Origin of the sequence: Streptomyces sp. NPDC055955 (assembly GCF_042270245.1) — a bacterium.
Lineage (GTDB): Bacteria > Actinomycetota > Actinomycetes > Streptomycetales > Streptomycetaceae > Streptomyces.
In genome coordinates, this window is record NZ_JBHJYS010000021.1 from 24476 (window position 1) to 40010 (window position 15535).

The 15535-nt window shown below is 73.7% G+C and carries 13 protein-coding genes; 4 read left to right on the forward strand and 9 right to left on the reverse strand.

Annotation, left to right across the window (positions count from 1 at the left end; genetic code table 11):
- Positions 1 to 160: 160 nt before the first annotated feature.
- The 3 genes from ACFC96_RS33525 to ACFC96_RS33535 all read left to right on the forward strand — a co-directional run bounded on the left by ACFC96_RS33525 (position 161) and on the right by ACFC96_RS33535 (position 2574).
- Complete coding sequence (locus ACFC96_RS33525) at positions 161 to 1147, forward strand: ABC transporter ATP-binding protein (protein WP_266674995.1); 987 nt, start codon at positions 161 to 163, stop codon at positions 1145 to 1147.
- Positions 1144 to 1956, forward strand: coding sequence for an ABC transporter permease (locus ACFC96_RS33530; protein ID WP_376250938.1), 813 nt, complete (start codon positions 1144 to 1146; stop codon positions 1954 to 1956). The genes ACFC96_RS33525 and ACFC96_RS33530 overlap by 4 nt, the downstream gene beginning before the upstream one ends.
- Before the next feature lie 90 nt (positions 1957 to 2046).
- Positions 2047 to 2574 carry a YceI family protein gene (locus ACFC96_RS33535; protein ID WP_376615706.1) on the forward strand — a complete coding sequence of 176 codons (528 nt, stop codon included), beginning with the start codon at positions 2047 to 2049 and terminating at the stop codon, positions 2572 to 2574.
- Between the two features lie 70 nt (positions 2575 to 2644).
- Here ACFC96_RS33535 and ACFC96_RS33540 read toward each other — a convergent pair whose 3' ends face one another.
- The 6 genes from ACFC96_RS33540 to ACFC96_RS33565 are packed head-to-tail and all read right to left on the reverse strand — an operon-like array spanning position 2645 to position 12352.
- On the reverse strand, positions 2645 to 3535 hold the full coding sequence (locus ACFC96_RS33540) for a thiopeptide-type bacteriocin biosynthesis protein (RefSeq protein WP_376250934.1): 891 nt from the start codon (positions 3533 to 3535) through the stop codon (positions 2645 to 2647).
- A gap of 32 nt (positions 3536 to 3567) precedes the next feature.
- A complete protein-coding gene (locus ACFC96_RS33545) occupies positions 3568 to 5070 on the reverse strand; it encodes a nitroreductase family protein (protein ID WP_376615708.1) in 1503 nt (500 codons plus the stop codon).
- Positions 5067 to 6995 carry a TOMM precursor leader peptide-binding protein gene (locus tag ACFC96_RS33550; RefSeq protein ID WP_376615710.1) on the reverse strand — a complete coding sequence of 643 codons (1929 nt, stop codon included), beginning with the start codon at positions 6993 to 6995 and terminating at the stop codon, positions 5067 to 5069. Before ACFC96_RS33550 ends, ACFC96_RS33545 begins: the two co-directional genes overlap by 4 nt.
- Entirely contained in the window at positions 6985 to 8634 is a 1650-nt protein-coding gene (locus ACFC96_RS33555) for a hypothetical protein (protein ID WP_376615712.1), read from the reverse strand. The genes ACFC96_RS33550 and ACFC96_RS33555 overlap by 11 nt, the downstream gene beginning before the upstream one ends.
- The gene (locus ACFC96_RS33560; protein ID WP_376615714.1) at positions 8631 to 11192 is read right to left on the reverse strand and encodes a hypothetical protein; all 2562 of its coding nucleotides are present in this window, start codon (positions 11190 to 11192) and stop codon (positions 8631 to 8633) included. Before ACFC96_RS33560 ends, ACFC96_RS33555 begins: the two co-directional genes overlap by 4 nt.
- Positions 11189 to 12352, reverse strand: a complete 1164-nt coding sequence (locus tag ACFC96_RS33565; protein WP_376250926.1) for a hypothetical protein — start codon at positions 12350 to 12352, stop codon at positions 11189 to 11191. Before ACFC96_RS33565 ends, ACFC96_RS33560 begins: the two co-directional genes overlap by 4 nt.
- Before the next feature lie 205 nt (positions 12353 to 12557).
- On the opposite strand from ACFC96_RS33565, the gene ACFC96_RS33570 reads away from it, so the two are divergent.
- Complete coding sequence (locus ACFC96_RS33570; protein ID WP_326773697.1) at positions 12558 to 13112, forward strand: DUF7010 family protein; 555 nt, start codon at positions 12558 to 12560, stop codon at positions 13110 to 13112.
- Between the two features lie 103 nt (positions 13113 to 13215).
- Here ACFC96_RS33570 and ACFC96_RS33575 read toward each other — a convergent pair whose 3' ends face one another.
- From ACFC96_RS33575 to ACFC96_RS33585, 3 genes are all read right to left on the reverse strand, one after another.
- Positions 13216 to 13392 carry a thiazolylpeptide-type bacteriocin gene (locus ACFC96_RS33575; protein ID WP_100591202.1) on the reverse strand — a complete coding sequence of 59 codons (177 nt, stop codon included), beginning with the start codon at positions 13390 to 13392 and terminating at the stop codon, positions 13216 to 13218.
- Between the two features lie 68 nt (positions 13393 to 13460).
- Positions 13461 to 13637, reverse strand: coding sequence for a thiazolylpeptide-type bacteriocin (locus ACFC96_RS33580; protein ID WP_100591202.1), 177 nt, complete (start codon positions 13635 to 13637; stop codon positions 13461 to 13463).
- A gap of 118 nt (positions 13638 to 13755) precedes the next feature.
- Complete coding sequence (locus tag ACFC96_RS33585; RefSeq protein WP_376615715.1) at positions 13756 to 15312, reverse strand: SagB family peptide dehydrogenase; 1557 nt, start codon at positions 15310 to 15312, stop codon at positions 13756 to 13758.
- Positions 15313 to 15535 lie beyond the last annotated feature (223 nt).

Consider the following 15535-nt stretch of genomic DNA (forward strand, 5'->3'; position numbering starts at 1 on the left):
GCCGTCACCCCTGACCTGACAACTGTCGCCGCTTGCGTGACGTCCGTCATCGGAACCGGGCCAGGGCCGCTCAAGGGCCCCTGACCGGACCTAACTTCCAGGTGACAGCGATATCTGACGACGCCGGGAGGCACACAGTGACGGAAGCGGAGGGACCGCGGTGACCGCGGTGGCCGTGGAGGGCCTGCGCAAGCGCTACGGGGACCACGAGGCCGTACGCGGCGTCGACTTCACCGTCTCGGACGGGGAGATCTTCGCCCTGCTCGGACCGAACGGCGCGGGCAAGACCACCACACTGGAGATCCTCGAGGGCTTCCGCGGCCGGGACGGCGGGAGCGTCGAGGTGCTCGGGCGCGACCCGGGCAAGAAGGCGGACGGCAAGTGGCTGCGCGGGCAGATCGGGCTCGTGCTCCAGGACATCGCCGTCGAGCCGTATCTGTCCGTGCGCGAGACGATCGCGCGCAACGCCGGCTACTACCCCGCGCCCCGCGGCATCGACGAGGTCATCGACCTGGTCGGGCTCGACGAGAAGCGCGGCGCGAAGGTGAAGGACCTGTCCGGCGGGCAGAAGCGGCGGCTCGACCTGGCGCTCGGCGTCGTCGGCAACCCGCAGCTCCTCTTCCTCGACGAGCCGACGACGGGCTTCGATCCGAACGCGCGGCGCGGGGCCTGGGAGGTCGTCAAGAACCTGCGGGACGCGGGCACCACCATCGTCCTGACCACGCACTACATGGACGAGGCGCAGGCGCTCGCCGACTCGGTCGCCGTGATCGCGGGCGGCGAGATCGTCGCCGCGGGCACCCCCGACACGCTGGGCGGCCGGGACAGCGCGCTGGCCCGGATCCGTTTCCTGCTCCCGCACGGCGCGGCCCTCACCGACGTGCCGCTGCAGGTCAGCGATGTGCAGGAGGGCCTGGTCACGGCGGAGTCGGACGAGCCGACGGCCGCGCTGCACCGGCTCACCGAGTGGGCGCTGCGGCGCGGCACCCCGCTGGAGCGCCTGACCGTGGAGCAGCCCACGCTCGAGGACATCTATCTGGGCCTGACCAGCAAGTACGCGGAACAGGAAGCATCCTCACCGTCCTCCGAACGCGGGCGCGGGCCGTCCTCGCGGCGAGGGCGCCGACCCGGACGGAGCCGCTCATGACCACCTTGACCCCGACCACGGCCGCCGGCGCCGGGCGCACCGCGCGCACCGAGCGGAGCCCGCTGGCGCTGCTCGGCCACCAGATCCGTTACGAGCAGCTGTCGTTCTGGCGCAACCCGCAGTCGATGGTGTTCACGTTCGTGCTGCCGATCGTCATCATCGCGATCTTCGGCGCGGTGTTCAGCGGAAGCGCCGACGACAAGTTCTTCTTCGGCCTGTCCGGCATGCAGTACTACACGCCGACCATCGCCGCGGTGTCCGTACTGGGCGCCTGCTACGGGCAGTTGGCGATCGTCCTCGCGATGCGCCGGCAGACCGGGGTGCTCAAGCGGCTGCACGCGACGCCGCTGCCGGCCTGGGTCTACTTCACGGGTCTGCTCGTGCACTGCATCGTCGTGAGCGTCGTCGACGTCGCGCTCGTCATCGGCATCGGCTCGCTGTACGACGTGCCGCTGCCGACGCACTGGGGCGCGATCGTGCTCACCCTCGTGCTCGGCGCGGCGAGCTTCTGCGCGCTGGGCGTGGGCGTCGCCTCGCTCATCAAGAACTCGGAAGCGGCGCCCGCCGTGGTGCAGTTCATCCAGTTCCCGCTGGTGTTCATCTCGGGCAGCTACTTCCCGATCCACTCCGAGGTCCTCAACAACATCGCCGGGCTGCTCCCGGTGAAGCCGTTCAACGACGCGATGCTGGCGCCGTTCGCGCAGAACTCCGGCTACCAGTGGCGCGACCTCGCCGTCCTCGCGGCCTGGGGTGTCGTCGGCGCCCTGATCGCGGTGCGCAGCTTCCGCTGGGACCCGCGGCCGGAGTAGGCCACGCGCCGTACCCCGCGCACTTCTCGGGGGCCTCCTCGGAGGCCCCCTCGGCACCTCGCCCCCCACTTCCCGAAGGGAACCCCTCGCATGTCGCTCACCGAACCGCACACGCGCCCCGGACCGGCCGATCTCGCCGGCGCCTGGACCCTCGAGCCTTCCGCCAGTTCCGTCGAGTTCACCGGCCGGCACTTTCTCCTCCTCCCGGTGACCGGGTCGATGCCGGTGCGCTCCGGCGCCGCGGAACTCGACGGGGACGGCAGGCTCGGGCACCTCGACGTCGCGCTCGACGCGGCCGGCTTCACGACCGGGAACCCGCGCAGGGACGACGCCGTGTGTGGCCCCGCCTTCCTCGACACCGAGCGCCACCCGCTCCTGCGCTTCGACGGTGAGAGCCTCGCCACGGGCGAGCCCTGGACCGTTTCGGGCCTGCTGTCCGTCAAGGGCCGCGCGGTGCCACTGGTCCTCACGGTCGACGAGGTCGTTCCGGAGGGCGCCCGTACGGTCGTCCGCGCGTCGGCGGCGGTCGACCGGCACGCGTGCGGCGTGAGCGCGATGCGGGCGATGGTGGGTCCCGTGCTGCGGGTGCGGGTGACGGCGGTGTTCGTACGCGCCTGATCCGCGCGCGGCGCCACACGAAGGCCCGGCCGGTGATTCACCGGCCGGGCCTCGTCGTGCGTGTCCCTGTTCAGGCGAGCACGCTCTGCGCGACCGGGAAGACATGCGCCAGCCAGGCGTAGTTGCGCAGCTCCTCCAGGAGGCTCAGGCCCAGGCGGTTGTGGAGCATGTGGGCGTGGGAGAAGAGGATCATTCCGGGGTGGGTCGGGGACTTCTCCCGGATGTCGCCCGTGAGGGCGGCGAGTCCGTCGTGCCAGCGGGCGAACGGGCCGTGGGCGAGCGGGTCCACGGGCTTGGCCCCGGCGTCCCGGGTGATCGTGGTCAGCGAGTCGAGAAGCTCGTCCGGGTAGCCGGCCTCCCCGGCCCAGGCCCGCCAGGCGCCGAGCCCGTGCGCGTAGAAGTAGCCGCGTTCGGCGCTGTCACCGAGGGCCGCGGCGGCTGCCATGGTCCCGCGCAGGGCGAGCAGGGATCGCTGGGTCTGCGCGGGAGCCTTCGGCGCGAGGCGCAGGACGAGTTCGCTGGAGAGCCGGAACAGGTCCTCGGTCGCGGGCATCAGGGCGGGGCCGCCGTAGCGGTCGAACTCCGGGTCGTAGTCGGCGCGGTGGACGCCGGGCGCCAGCATGGCCCGCACGTGCCGGTCGTCGCCCTGCTCGCCCGCGGAGGCGAGCGCCCCCGCGCCTTCGAGGTAGGCGTCGGGGTCGAGCGGCTCCTCGCCGGGCCCGAGCCTGCCGGCGTCGGCGAGCCGGACGCGCAGCACCTCCTCGACACGGTCGTACGTGTCCGGGTCCAAGTCCCTGATCCGCAGCCGCAGATGGGGTCCGGCCTGCCAGTAACGGATGAAGAACCAGGGTGTGCCGGGGGCGAGTTCGCCGATCGTGGGGCCGATCACGTCGGTCAGGACGCGGTCGTGCGCGGACCGGGCGGTGGTGGCGAGGTGGAGGTGCCACGAGCTCCATGTCATGAGGTCTCCCTGAGTGGTCGGGGCGTGGGCGGTCACAGCCGCAGGTCCAGGAGTGCGCCGCCGAGGTCCTGCGGGGCGCCGACGACGACGGAGAGGACGATCGTCTCGTCCGGGTCGAGGCCGAGGACGCGCTGCGTGGGGATCTCCTTGAACGCGCGGACGGGCCGGGCGAAGAGGCCGGAGGCGGCCGCCGAGAGGCACAGGCCGTGGGCGGCCCAGCCGACCGCGTGCTGTGCGGCGCCCCACCCGGCCGGGCCCGAACGGGCGAACAGGTCGCGGGGGCGCACGGAGAAGAACACGGTCATGGGCGCGTGCCGGATGCGGCAGCCGTTGACGGGCGAGACGCCGTACCCGTAGTGCTCCTCCAGGCGGGCGGGCGCTTGCGGGTCGGCGCGCAGCAGGCGGGCGCCGCCCGGTACCGCGCGGTGGACCCCGTCCTCGTGGCCGTCGACGCCCTGGACGACGGCGGTGATGTTCACCGCGTCGAAGGCCGCCGCGAGGTCGGGCCCCGGGGGCGGGACGGCGAGCCACCGCAGGGCGCTGTCGAAGGCCTCGGCGGGGAGCCGGGCGCGGCGCCCGCTCATGCCGTGCAGGGCGCGGGGCATGCGCCCGGAGTGCCGCTGCCACAGAAGCTCCGCCCAGTTCGGGACGGTGCGCGACAGGGGCAGGCTCCGCGGGATCGCGCGCCCGACAGGGACGGGTGAACTGTCGTACGTCTGCTGCCGGTTGACGCGCACGAGGTCGGCGAGGGACGGGTCGCGCAGGTCGGGGACGGCGGCGCGGCGCCGTACGGGCAGGACCGGGGCCGGGTCGCCGACGTCGAGGGTGAGCGGCAGCGACCACTCCCACGCCGGGTCGAGCCCGAGGTCCCCGAGGAGGGCGTGCCCGTCGGGCCCGGGCAGCGAGAGCCGCGCGGGTACGTCGAACAGCTCGAACCCCACGCCCAACGCCCGCAGCACGATGCCGAGTTCGAGCGCGACCAGCGAGCCCCTGAACCACTTGTAGGCGGCGGGGATCGATGTGTAGCGGCCGGTGAGGGCGATCCGGCGCGGCGCGCCCCCTCCCGGCTCACCGGTCAGCGCGTGCCGGCCGGGATCGAGGACACGCCAGGGCGCCCCGCCACCGCCCCCGGTCACGAAGGCGTGCACAGGGAAGAGGCAGCGCGGGGAGGCGTAGGGGCGGTGGTCGTTGTACGGGTTCTCCGGCTCGCGGCGCTGCGGGCCGAACGCGGTGATCAGCGCGCGGGCCAGCCGGTCCGGCACGTCGCGCGGCGGCGGGAGCGCCGGGTACGGAAGGGCCTCCAGCAGGTCGACGGTGCCGAGCGGGAGGGTCTCGCGCGGGGCGCCCGCGCGCGGGGGCGCCGGCGGGACGTGGGTGTCCGGGGGCGGTTCCGGGGTCCAGGTCCACGGGGGCGGCTCGGGCCGGTCGGCGCCGGCGCCGTACGCGTACCAGAGGGGTTCGCGCGCGATGCTGTTGTCGCCTTCGGGGCCCGGCAGTTCCACGGGGGAACGCCGGGCGGGCGCGGGCGCGGTCACGGGAACGGGTGGGGGTCGTAGGGGGACGTCCGGTGCTCCTGGGCCGTGCCGCGCAGGGCCGTCTCCAGGCGGGGCAGGCCCGCCAGGCGCTGCTGTGCGTGGCCGAAGCACATCGGCAGGATGCCGGGGACGACCGCGCGCGCGACGTGGATGCCCGCGTCGGCGTGCTCGCGGCTCGTCTGGTCGACGAGGACGATCCGGTCGAGGCCCGCGTCGGCGAACAGGGAGCGCACGAAGTCCAGGGCGCCGCGCACGTCGCCGCCCGACGCGTCGGCGAGGCGCCGCGGCCAGTCGGGGAAGGCCTCGTCCAGGGTGACGCTCGGGCCGCCGAGCGCGGCCGTGGCCCGCTCGCGCGTCTCGGGGATCGAGGAGAACCGGACGTGGTCCTCCAGCTCCTGGACCAGCCAGGGGTCTTCGGCCATCGCCTCGACCTGTTCCCGGGTCCAGTCGACCGGGTTGGTGACGAGCTGGGCGACCTCGCGCAGGGCGCCGCGGATCGCGGACCGCGGGTCCGCCCCGGATCCGGCCGAGGAGAACGTCGCGGGGAACGGGTCGAGCCGGTTGACGGCGAGGACCCAGACCACGGGCAGCGCGATGTCCCGCGTGGCGACCAGGAGATGGACGTCGAAGCCGCGTGCCTGGATCAGCTCGATCATGGCGCGGCTCGTCGGGTCGGTAATCGAGCTCTCCGGGATGTGGGGCAGCGGCGCGGCCCGGTACCAGGAGGTCAGGAACGCGTCGCGCTCGGCCAGTTCGAACAGCGAGTGCAGTGCCGCCTCTTCGAGGTTCGCGCCGACGGCGCAGCCGCTGGACGACTCGTAGAAGTAGTGCTTGCGCTCGTGCGGCCCGACGGCCCTCGCGGCGCGCCGGTCCCTGCGGAACGCGTACTCGTACTGGTAGAAGGCGTGGTCGGCGGGGACGAGCAGGGCCCGCCCGTCGTCGAGGTCGTGGCCCCACACCCAGTCCATCGGGGTGTCGGCCGTGTGCGGGGTCACCCGGCTCGTCGGGTGGGCCAGCTGCTCGTCCGTGTACCGGCCGAGGGTCGCCGGGTCCACGGCGTGTTCGGCGACGTCCGTGTACGCGCGGTCCGTGAGGACCGGGATGTCGTACGGGAATCCGCCGAGCCGCTCGTACGCCTCCAGGACGGCGACCGGCTCGGTCTCGGCGAACGTCCTGGCGCGGCCGTGGCCCATCGCCGGGGCGTCCGGCACGACGGCCATGCTCATCGCGAACGGGGTGCGGGACTCGCGCAGGACGGCGCGGACCGGGCCGTAGCGGTCGTCGACGAGGCGCTCGCGCAGCAGGCCGCGCTCGACGAGACGGCTGTCGCCGGATCGGGTCGGGTCGGCCGGGGAGGCCGGCCGGTTCCGCAGCGCGAGTGGCAACGGCGCTTCCGCGGCGGTGAGTTCGCCCTTCTCCGGGCCGCACACCGGGCAGTGGAAACTGCGGGCGACGCGGTGCCGGCGCAGGCCGCGCGCCGAGACGGCGTAGAGCTCGCCGGGGCCGAGGGGCCGCCGCGCCAGATGCTCCAGGGACGCCCGGAGCAGTTCGGGCAGCAGCGCCTCGGACGGCGCGGGGCCGGCGGCCGCGTGGGTGAGGTCGCCGACCAGGGGGTGGTCGACGACGGTGCGCTCGCGCACCTCGGCGCAGCCCGCGCACCCGGCATCGGTGCCCGGCGCCCACAGCGGTCCGACGAGGACCTCGTCGCCGTGGACGCGCACGGACAGATGCGGGCGGCCCGACGTGCGTGCCGCGTCGAGGTGTCGGCGTTCCCAGCCGAGGTCCCAGCCGCGCCGGACGGAGACGCTCGCGCCGTCCGAGGCGGCCGGGGCCGTCAGCCCGGCCAGGACGTCCCGCCAGGTGTCGTCGCCGTACGCGTCGGGAGCGCGCCCCGTACGGATCACGTCAGCCGTGTCACTGTGCATCGTGGGTCTCCCGCGTGCGTTCTGCGGCCTCGACCGGCCCGTACCAGAAGGGGATCTCGCCGAGCACCGGGTCCGCGGCGGCGGCGTGGCCGACGAAGGCGGCGCCGAGGGTGTCGGCGTGGGCGACGAGCTGTGCGCGCAGAGCGCCGACGACGGCCGGATCGGCGAACAGCAGTGCGTCCGTGGAGAGTTGGCCACGTCGGCCGGTCTGCGCGTGGGCGACGGCCTCGCACACGGCGGCGCGCAGCGCGTCTTGGGGAGTGGATCCCCAGCCTGCGCCGAGGAGTTCACCGGCCGCCGTGGTGGCCTCGGCGAGACGCCAGTCGACGCCGGGGACGTGACGCAGCGCGAGCCGGGGCTCGCCCTCCACGAGCTGCCGGAGGGCGGACAGGATGCGCCGCCCTTCGGCGTCGGGCGTCGCGTCGGCCCCGGCGAGCGCCACCGCGCGCGGGGCCAGCAGCCGCAGCGCGCCGTCGAGCAGCCAGTGTTCCTCGGTCAGCCCGGCGGCAGCCCCCGGGACACGGTCCCGCAGGGCGAGCAGCGCGGCGGCGACGGTCGCGGCCTCCTGGTGCGGCCCCGAGGCGACGACCGTGCCCGCGCGCTCCCCGCGCTGTTCCACGGCGCGCAGCGCGAGCGGCATCTGCGGCAGGTCCTCGTCGGAGGTGTAGGCGAACAGGCCGGTCCAGCGTCCGGCGAGGGCCACGGCCGACTCGCGCGCGTCCTCGAGTTCGGGCGTCGGTGTCGGGGGGACGTCGGCGAGGAGGGAGCCCGGCCGGCCGGTCGCGGCCGCCGTGCGGGCTCCCTCGACGGTGACCCGGTCGGATACCAGGTCCGCCCCGTGCACGACGTGGGCCTCGCCCGCGTCCGCCGTCCCCGTCAGCGTGTCGATGAGCAGCTGCCCCGCGAGGGCCCCGGCGACGGCGTCGGCGGCCGGGCGCGGTACGGGCCCGTCGCCGTCGTCCGTCCAGGACAGGACCCGCTCGCGGAAGGCGCCGGCTCCCTCGGGACCACCCGCGAGAACGGGGCCCACGACGTGCACCGCGTCGCCGAGGAGAACGGTCAAGTGGTGGGCCGCGGAGGGGATTTCGAGGGCCGTGGCATCGGCTGCGGTCCGGATCTCCAGTACGGCGTCAGCACCTTCGTACAGGTGGTCGGACGAGCCGGGCGCCTCGACGACCGTCACCTCCCCCACCCCGGCCCGGCGCATCCCGCGCGCCGCCGGGCCCGTCGCCTCGGGCGGGCCCGTGACCAGGACCCGGGCGGCGCGCAGGCGGGCGTACGCGGCGTACGGGTCGTCGAGCCGGGCTTCGAGGCGGGCCACGGACTCGGCGTGCGCAGCGCGCTCCTCGGCGGACGGCTCGGGCGCGGTGAACGCGTCGGCGTCGAGCAGGAGCCCCGCGTCGCGCAGCTTGCCGACGAGGTGGCGCACGGCGGGCCGGGAGCGCTCGGTGCCGAGTCCGGCGACGAGTTCGTCCTCGGTCGCGCCGTTCTCCAGAAGGGGGACGCAGCCCTCGGCGACGGCGTGCAGGACGTCGGAGCCGCGCAGGACGACCTGGCCACGCGTGCCGCTGAGGTACACACCGCCGGGCACGGGCGCGAAGTGCAGGTCCGGGCGGGCCTTGAGCCTGGTGTGCGTCATGCCTGTCCCCCTCGGTAGGTGAAGCGGCCGCCGGCGTCGCGGCCGACCTCGACGACCCACTCGGTGGCGTGCGTGCCGTCGACGACGGACGGCAGCGCCTCCTCCAGGTAGCAGCCGTCGGCGCCGCGCCGGTCGAGCATGCGCGGCAGGACGCGGGCGCTCAGGGCGCTGGTCAGGTCGACGTACTGCGGCTTCTGCTGGAGCCGCTTGGACTGCACGTCGGGGGCGCCCACCGAGAGGGGTCCCTCGTCCTCGGGCGCGTTCTTGATGACGACCTCCTCGGCGACGCCGTGCCGGGCTCGCCACGCGTTGAGCGCGAGGAGCCGGTCGTGCTCGTCGGGTCCCGCGGCGACCGCGGTGGTGAGTTCGTCGCCGCCGTACCAGCGGCGGCGCCCGATGAGAACGTCGCCGACGGCCATGCGGGGCGCGGTCCTGGTGGTGGCGCGGTCCCACGGCGTCGCCGCGTGCCAGCTGTTGGGCAGGCTGTTGAAGAGGCGGCCGCTGATGGCGAGGCCCGAGGCGACGGACAGCGGCGGCGGGAACAGGCCGGGGTGGCCCGTGCCGAGCGGGAGTACGCGCAGGGGCGCGCCGTCGGCGTCCTCGACGCGCAGCGTGTCGGTGTCCGGGTCGTGCGCGAGGCGCAGCGTGAACCAGTCCTCGGGGGTGAGGCCGCCGGGCAGGATCGGCGCGTGCGCGTTGACGTTGAGGCGGTGCAGGCCGAGGTCCTCGGTGACGCGGGCGCCGTCGAAGCCGTACTCCCGCTGGAGGTGTCCGGCGAGGCGGGGCAGGGCGTGGCCGCCCATGCGGCGGTCGGCGTCGAGGAAGCGGGCGTAGAGCATGCCGTGGCCCGGCAGTCCGTCGTTGAGGACGAGCCTGCCGTCGCCCTCCTGGAGGAGGACGCCGTAGATGAGGGGGTCCTGGCGGAAGCGGTCGGGCAGGGACGCGGTCAGGCCCGCCACGTCGTCGGGGGTGAGGACGAGGGTGTCGTCGCCGGCGTCGACGGTCTTGGACAGGCGCGCGTGGACGGCCTCGGTGAGCTCGCGGCGCAGCAGGTACATGCGCTCCAGAGAGCCGTCGGCGGGGCCGATGCCGGCGAGTGCGGACGGGTCGCCGGTGCCGTGCGGCCCGTACACGGCGTCCATGGCGGCGGCGCGCCGGGACACCTCGCCCACGACGAACGCGGCGTTCGCGGCGAGCGGGACGTTGGCCCCGGCGCCGAACCGTTCGACGAACGCGGCCGTCATCAGGACGCGCACGTCGTGCAGCCAGTCGAAGACGGACAGGAGCTCGACGGCCGGGCCGAGGTCGGCGAGCGGCTTGTGCCACTGCCGGGTCGCCACCTTCAGCGGCGGCATGACGTAGTCCTCCTCGACGGTGATCTGGGCGGGCCGCCCGGCCATGTGGCTCAGCTTGCCGAGGTCGCCGCGCAACTCGGCGAGCACACCGCCTCGTTCGGGCGCCGGGGCGTCGGCGAGGCGGGGCAGTCCGGCGCGGACCTTGGCGGCGAGGGCCGTGGCACGCGGGTCGTCGGGGGTGAGGAGGTCGTCGTAGTCGGCGGAGCCGTCCTCGGCCTCGTGGAAGGTGCACAGCAGGCCCTGTCCCACGGCCTGCCGTACGCGCCTGTCGGCGGCCTCGGCCGGGATGCCGGCGCGTTCGGCGACGTGGGCGACGACGGCGGGGAAGAGCCGCGGCCCCATGGACACCGCGTCGAGCAGGTCACCGACGGGCCCGTCCAGGGGTACGGCGAGGCGACGCATGCCCGCGTCGGTGAGCCGCAGGAAGAACAGTTTGCCGGACTCGGGGTCGGGCGCCGAGGTGGGCGGGATGCCCACCCACAGGTTCGTGAGGTCGGCGGTGTCGGCGGCGGGGAGCCCGCCGAGCACGTAGCCGAGCATGACGCGGTCGAGCCCGGGGAAGGCGGTGGCGCCCTCGAAGGGGACGTCGCCGGGGTCGACCCCGGCCGGGTCGGGCTCCGCGATGCCGACGGCGGTGAACCGGGACAGCGGGCTGGTGCGCACCATGGCCCGGGTGACGTACTGGATGAGGCCGCGCTCGGACTTGCGGGTGCGGGCGGAGACCTTGCCGGCGCCGAGGACGGCGGCGCGGTAGCGCTCGGCCTCCTGGTGGACCTCGGGCGCCACCAGGGCGAGCGAGCGCAGCAGGTCGTCGTCGCCCAACAGGGCTGCGAGGCCCTCCCGTTCGCGGTCGGCGGCCTCGGCGTAGCCCTCGACGACGGCGTCGCGCAGCCGCTCCCTGGCGTCCCGCGCGGCCAGCCACTCGGTGACGGCGGGCGTGGGGGCCGGCGGCTTCTTGGGCGCGCGGCCGTTGTGGATGGAGCGGCGCAGCGCGATGAGGTCGCGGCGCTCGGCGTCGTCGGCGGCGGCGCCGATGCGGTGGTACAGCTCGTCGGAGCACGCGTCGGCGGCCTTCCTCAGCACCTCCTCCGCGGCGGCGAGTTCGGCGAGGGTGCGGCGCTGGGCCGGGTCGGCGAGGCGGGTGCGGCGCAGCGGGTTGACCCGCAGGAACCAGAGGGACTCGGGTGGGGTCGGGCCGGTCATCGCGTGACTCCCGTCGGGTCGGCCGCCGCGCCGGCCATCCGGTCCCGGCGGTCGTTGAGGCGGTCCTGCCAGGACACGCCGAGGACGTCGTCGACCGTCTCGGCGATGGCGAAGCACATGTAGTAGCGCTGCATCGGCGAGACGGTCAGGAGCGGCAGCTGCTCGTAGAAGAGGTTCGTCAGGAGTCGGAAGGCGGCGAACCAGCGGGAGGGGTCGGCGACCACTCCGGACTCGCCGACGGCGCGGTGGAAGTCGCTGTCGGGCTGGTCGCCCTGCGGGACGACGCGGGTCGCTCCGGGCGGGCCCATCTCGCTGCGGTCCACGCCGTCGGTGACGGAGTCGAGCAGGTCGAGGGTGAGTGTCCCGGCGGCGACGGCGCTCTCCAGGGCGCCGGAGCTGTACGCGAACGCGGTCCGCCACTCGGCTGCGCCGGCCGACACCTCGCCGGACAGGCGCTGTTCGACGACGGTACGCAGCCGGGGCGCGTCCTTGGCGAGCCGTTCCTGGAAGACGGGCCTGACGTCCTTGGTGGGCGCGGCCCAGGCGAGGAACGCCTCCACGTGGGAGCGGGGCGAGAACACTCCGTAGGCGGGGCCGAGGAAGTGGGTGTCGACGAGGGCGGCGAACGCCTCGGCGAGCCGCACGGTGGCGGTGGCGGGCTCGGCCGCGATGCCGTCGATCATGCGCAGCAGGGGCTTGTTGAGAGCGCCGAGCACGACGGTGCGGAACTGGTCGAGGCGCGGCTCACGGGACGCCGTGCCGGCGGGGCTCACCCGCGAGACGGCACCGTGCTCGTGCAGCGGGAGGTAGGGCGGCTGCACCGCTTCGAGCCGGCCGAACTCGCGGGCCTGCTCCAGGTACGCCTCCTCGGTCAGGGCGCGCGGCGGGTCGAGCGGACCGGCGTCGAGGAGGTCCGCGATCTCGGTCCAGTCGGGGCCGCCCGGCACCGCGAGGGCGAGGACGTCGACGTGCGGGCCGTGCAGCCAGCCGCGCCTCAACTGGACGGCGGGAGCGCCCCGTTCGCTCAGGGCGCGGGCGACCGGCACGACGTGCCGGGCGAGCCACGCCGGTGTCACCGGCATCCGTGTGTGGAGCCGCACTCCCGTCAGGCCGGCGGAGTCCGGCTTCACGGCAGTGCGCTCCGGCGCTTCAACCCCCATGTTTTTCGCACCTTCCAGGAAATCTTCAACAGATCTTGCGGAATGTTTTGACTGGAATTCTGTGGCGGCGACTTGCGCCCGGAAAGGGAATGCGGGGCGGCCGCTTACATACGTCACCGCTTTCGTGACACGGACGCCCGCCGAGTCACGGACGGGTTGGCCGAAAACTGCCGGGCGGGCGCCAAGATCGCTGTACCCTCCGGCCATGACTACGGACACGGAGTGCCTTGCACTCACGCAGAATCTGCGCCGCCGCGGGGCCATCGTCCTCGCGGTTTTTGCCCTGGTGTGGGCTTTTGCGGGCGGCTCCGGCATAAGTGCCGTGGGGGTGTCGGTGACGGTCGGCGTGCTCGCCGCCGCGGTGACCGTCGTGGCGGTGGTCCTGGCCTTCCGCGGCGGGGCGGGGCCGGCCTCGCGCATGGTGCGGCTCCCGGAGAAGTGGAACCGCGGGGTCGGCATGGTGAACATGGCCGAGCTGGTGGCGATCTTCGTGGTGATCGCGGCGTCGAACGCGAGCGGTCACCCGGAGCTGATTCCGCCGGGCATCTGCCTGGTCGTGGGCCTGCACTTCTTCCCGCTCGCCCGCCTCTTCGACCAGTGGCAGTACAAGTGGACGGCGGTCTTCCTGACCGCGGTCGCGGTGGCCGGCCTGGTGGTCGCCGCGGCCGGCACGACGATGGAGACCGTGCGTGTCGTGGTCGGCCTGGGCGCCGCGCTGGTGCTGTGGGCCTCGTCGTTCCACGTCGCCGTGCGGGGCTGACGCGCGAACGCCGGCGGCCCGACGAGGGCCCTCGCAACGGCCCCACAAAAGGATGTACCCATCCAGCTCCCGGCTGGATGGGCGCATCCTTTGGAACGGTGGATCAGCAGGCGGAGCAGGTGCTGGACGAGGACGACGAGGTGCCGATCGAACCGCTGGAGGCGCCCATCTCGGGGAGGGCGACACCCTGCGCGACCTCAAGGGTCTCCAGCTCGTCGACGTCGAAGCTGTCGAACGCCTTCTCCGCGTCGTCGCCGTTCTTGATGTCGTTGATGCTCATGTGATGAATTCCTTCCGGTGTTCCGCGAAGTGGCTTCGCGGGGTGGATGAGCGGTGGGTGAGGGGACGTCAGCAGGCGGAGCAGGTGCTGGACGAGGACGACGAGGTGCCGATCGAACCGCTGGAGGCACCCATCTCCGGGAGGGCCACACCCTGCGCGACCTCAAGGGTCTCCAGCTCGTCGACGTCGAAGCTGTCGAACGCCTTCTCCGCGTCGTCGCCGTTCTTGATGTCGTTGATGCTCATGCGATGAATTCCTTTCAGGAGTTCCCGGGGATTCCCCGGAGGGACCTTCCCGGAGATTTCCGGGGGGTCTTTCTTCTTTCCGCAACCGGTGGCTGCGCAATTAATAATGCTCGGCCGGTCATTCGGTGGCCAGCCTTTGCGCCCCCTCGCTGACATTTATCACGGGGGAATTAACCGGCAGCGACCATTCCGGGCTGTTGAGCATGGCCCAGCCCGCCTCGGGATCGCCGGCCACGGAGTCGTCGGGGCTGCGGCTGCCCAGCAGGAAGTCGCCCACGGACGACTCCTTCAGATAGTCGAGGCCGAGAACACGGGCCGACATGTCGGCGTCACCGTTGCCCAGGCCGCACGGGGCCAGACCGAGGGCCGTCGCCACCAGGTACATGGTCTGGTAGAGCACACCGGTGTGCCGCAGCGTCGTGGCGTAGGCGATGGCGCGGTACTTCCACGCCATGCGCTGGAAGCGCGCCGTGACGGTGAGGAGCACGTCGGGACGCGCCTCCATCCCGGTGGCGCGCGAGGCCACATGGAAGAGGGACTCCCGGTCCGTCTCCGCGTCGTTGACGAGGACGAGGCGGTGCGCGACGGGGTCGTAGTAGTAGATGCCTGCGTCGAGCCCCGCGCAGCGCCGCACGGTCACGTACAGCTCCAGTTCGTAGCCCTGGCCACCGCTGGGATAGGGGCGGGAGACGACCTCGTCGCGGCCGCTGCCGACCTCGGGGGTGTAGTGGGCGCGGACGCGGGCGACCCGGTAGAGGAACTCGCCCAGCTGCTCGGCCGTCAACTCCCCCTGCCCGTAGGAGCGGATGGAGCGGCGCGTCTCCAGAGCGGTGGTGAGGGACGGGTCGCGCCCGGCGATCTCCTCGCGCGTGGGCCGGTACAGGTCCACGGCCGGCCCGTGCGGGGCGGGCTTCACCGCGGGCTGAGGGTCGATCTCGCCGCGGTACGGGTAGACAGCGCCGAACACGTCGTCGTAGCGCCCGGAGCGGATGCGGGAGTGGAACAGCAGGTCGTGGAAGTCCCACTGGCGCAGCGTCGGTTCCGTGTCGGAGGCGAACGTGCCGTCCTCGTCGGCGGGTTCGACGAAACCGGCGCCCACGAGGTGGGCGAGCGCGTCGAGGGCGTCGTCCTCGCGCAGGCCGGTGCCCAGCGCGCCGGCCGCGACGGGTTCGCCCAGGGCGGCGACCAGTTCGCGGGCCGCTCGGTCCACGAGCACCGCGCGGAACTTCACGAGCGGCGACTCCAGGACCAGGACGCCCTCGCGGGTTCGGCAGAACGCGAACCGGGAGAGGCGCACGGTCGTGCCCGGCGCCACCGCGGCGATCCGGTGCTCGACCTCACGCGCGGTGGGTTCGATGCGCAGGAGCTCCCTGCGCTCGGCGGGTCCGCCCCGGGTGAGGACGCTGCGCGCGACGAGATGACCGGCGCGGTCGAGGAGCCGTTCCACCTGGACGGCCTCGGCGTCCCGCAGCCCGTCCAGCAACTCGGCCATGGGGCGGGGCCCTTCGGCGAGCCGGCCGAGCGCGGTGCGGATGCCGCCGCGCACCGGTCGCAGGGTGAGCGAGGTGGCGGGGCCCGCGAGGGTCGCCGACTCCCCGTCGAAGAGGACCCGGACGTCGGCGCGGAACGCGGGCGCGGTGCGCGGCGGTGATTTCGCCGTCTTCTCGGTCTGCATGCTGATCTCCGGTTCCTTTGAGGCGACTTGCCCAGTCCGCGTGCGGTCGAGGGCGTACTCCGGAAATCACTGTCACGCCGAACGGGAACCCCTCCCCCTGTCTCACGTGAAATCGGTGACGTACACCATCGGCGGCCATGACACCCGTCACCGCGGCGCGTCGATCGCTCGGAATTCCGCGCCCTTGTCCGCATGCTCGGAAGACGAATTCACCATCCGGCCG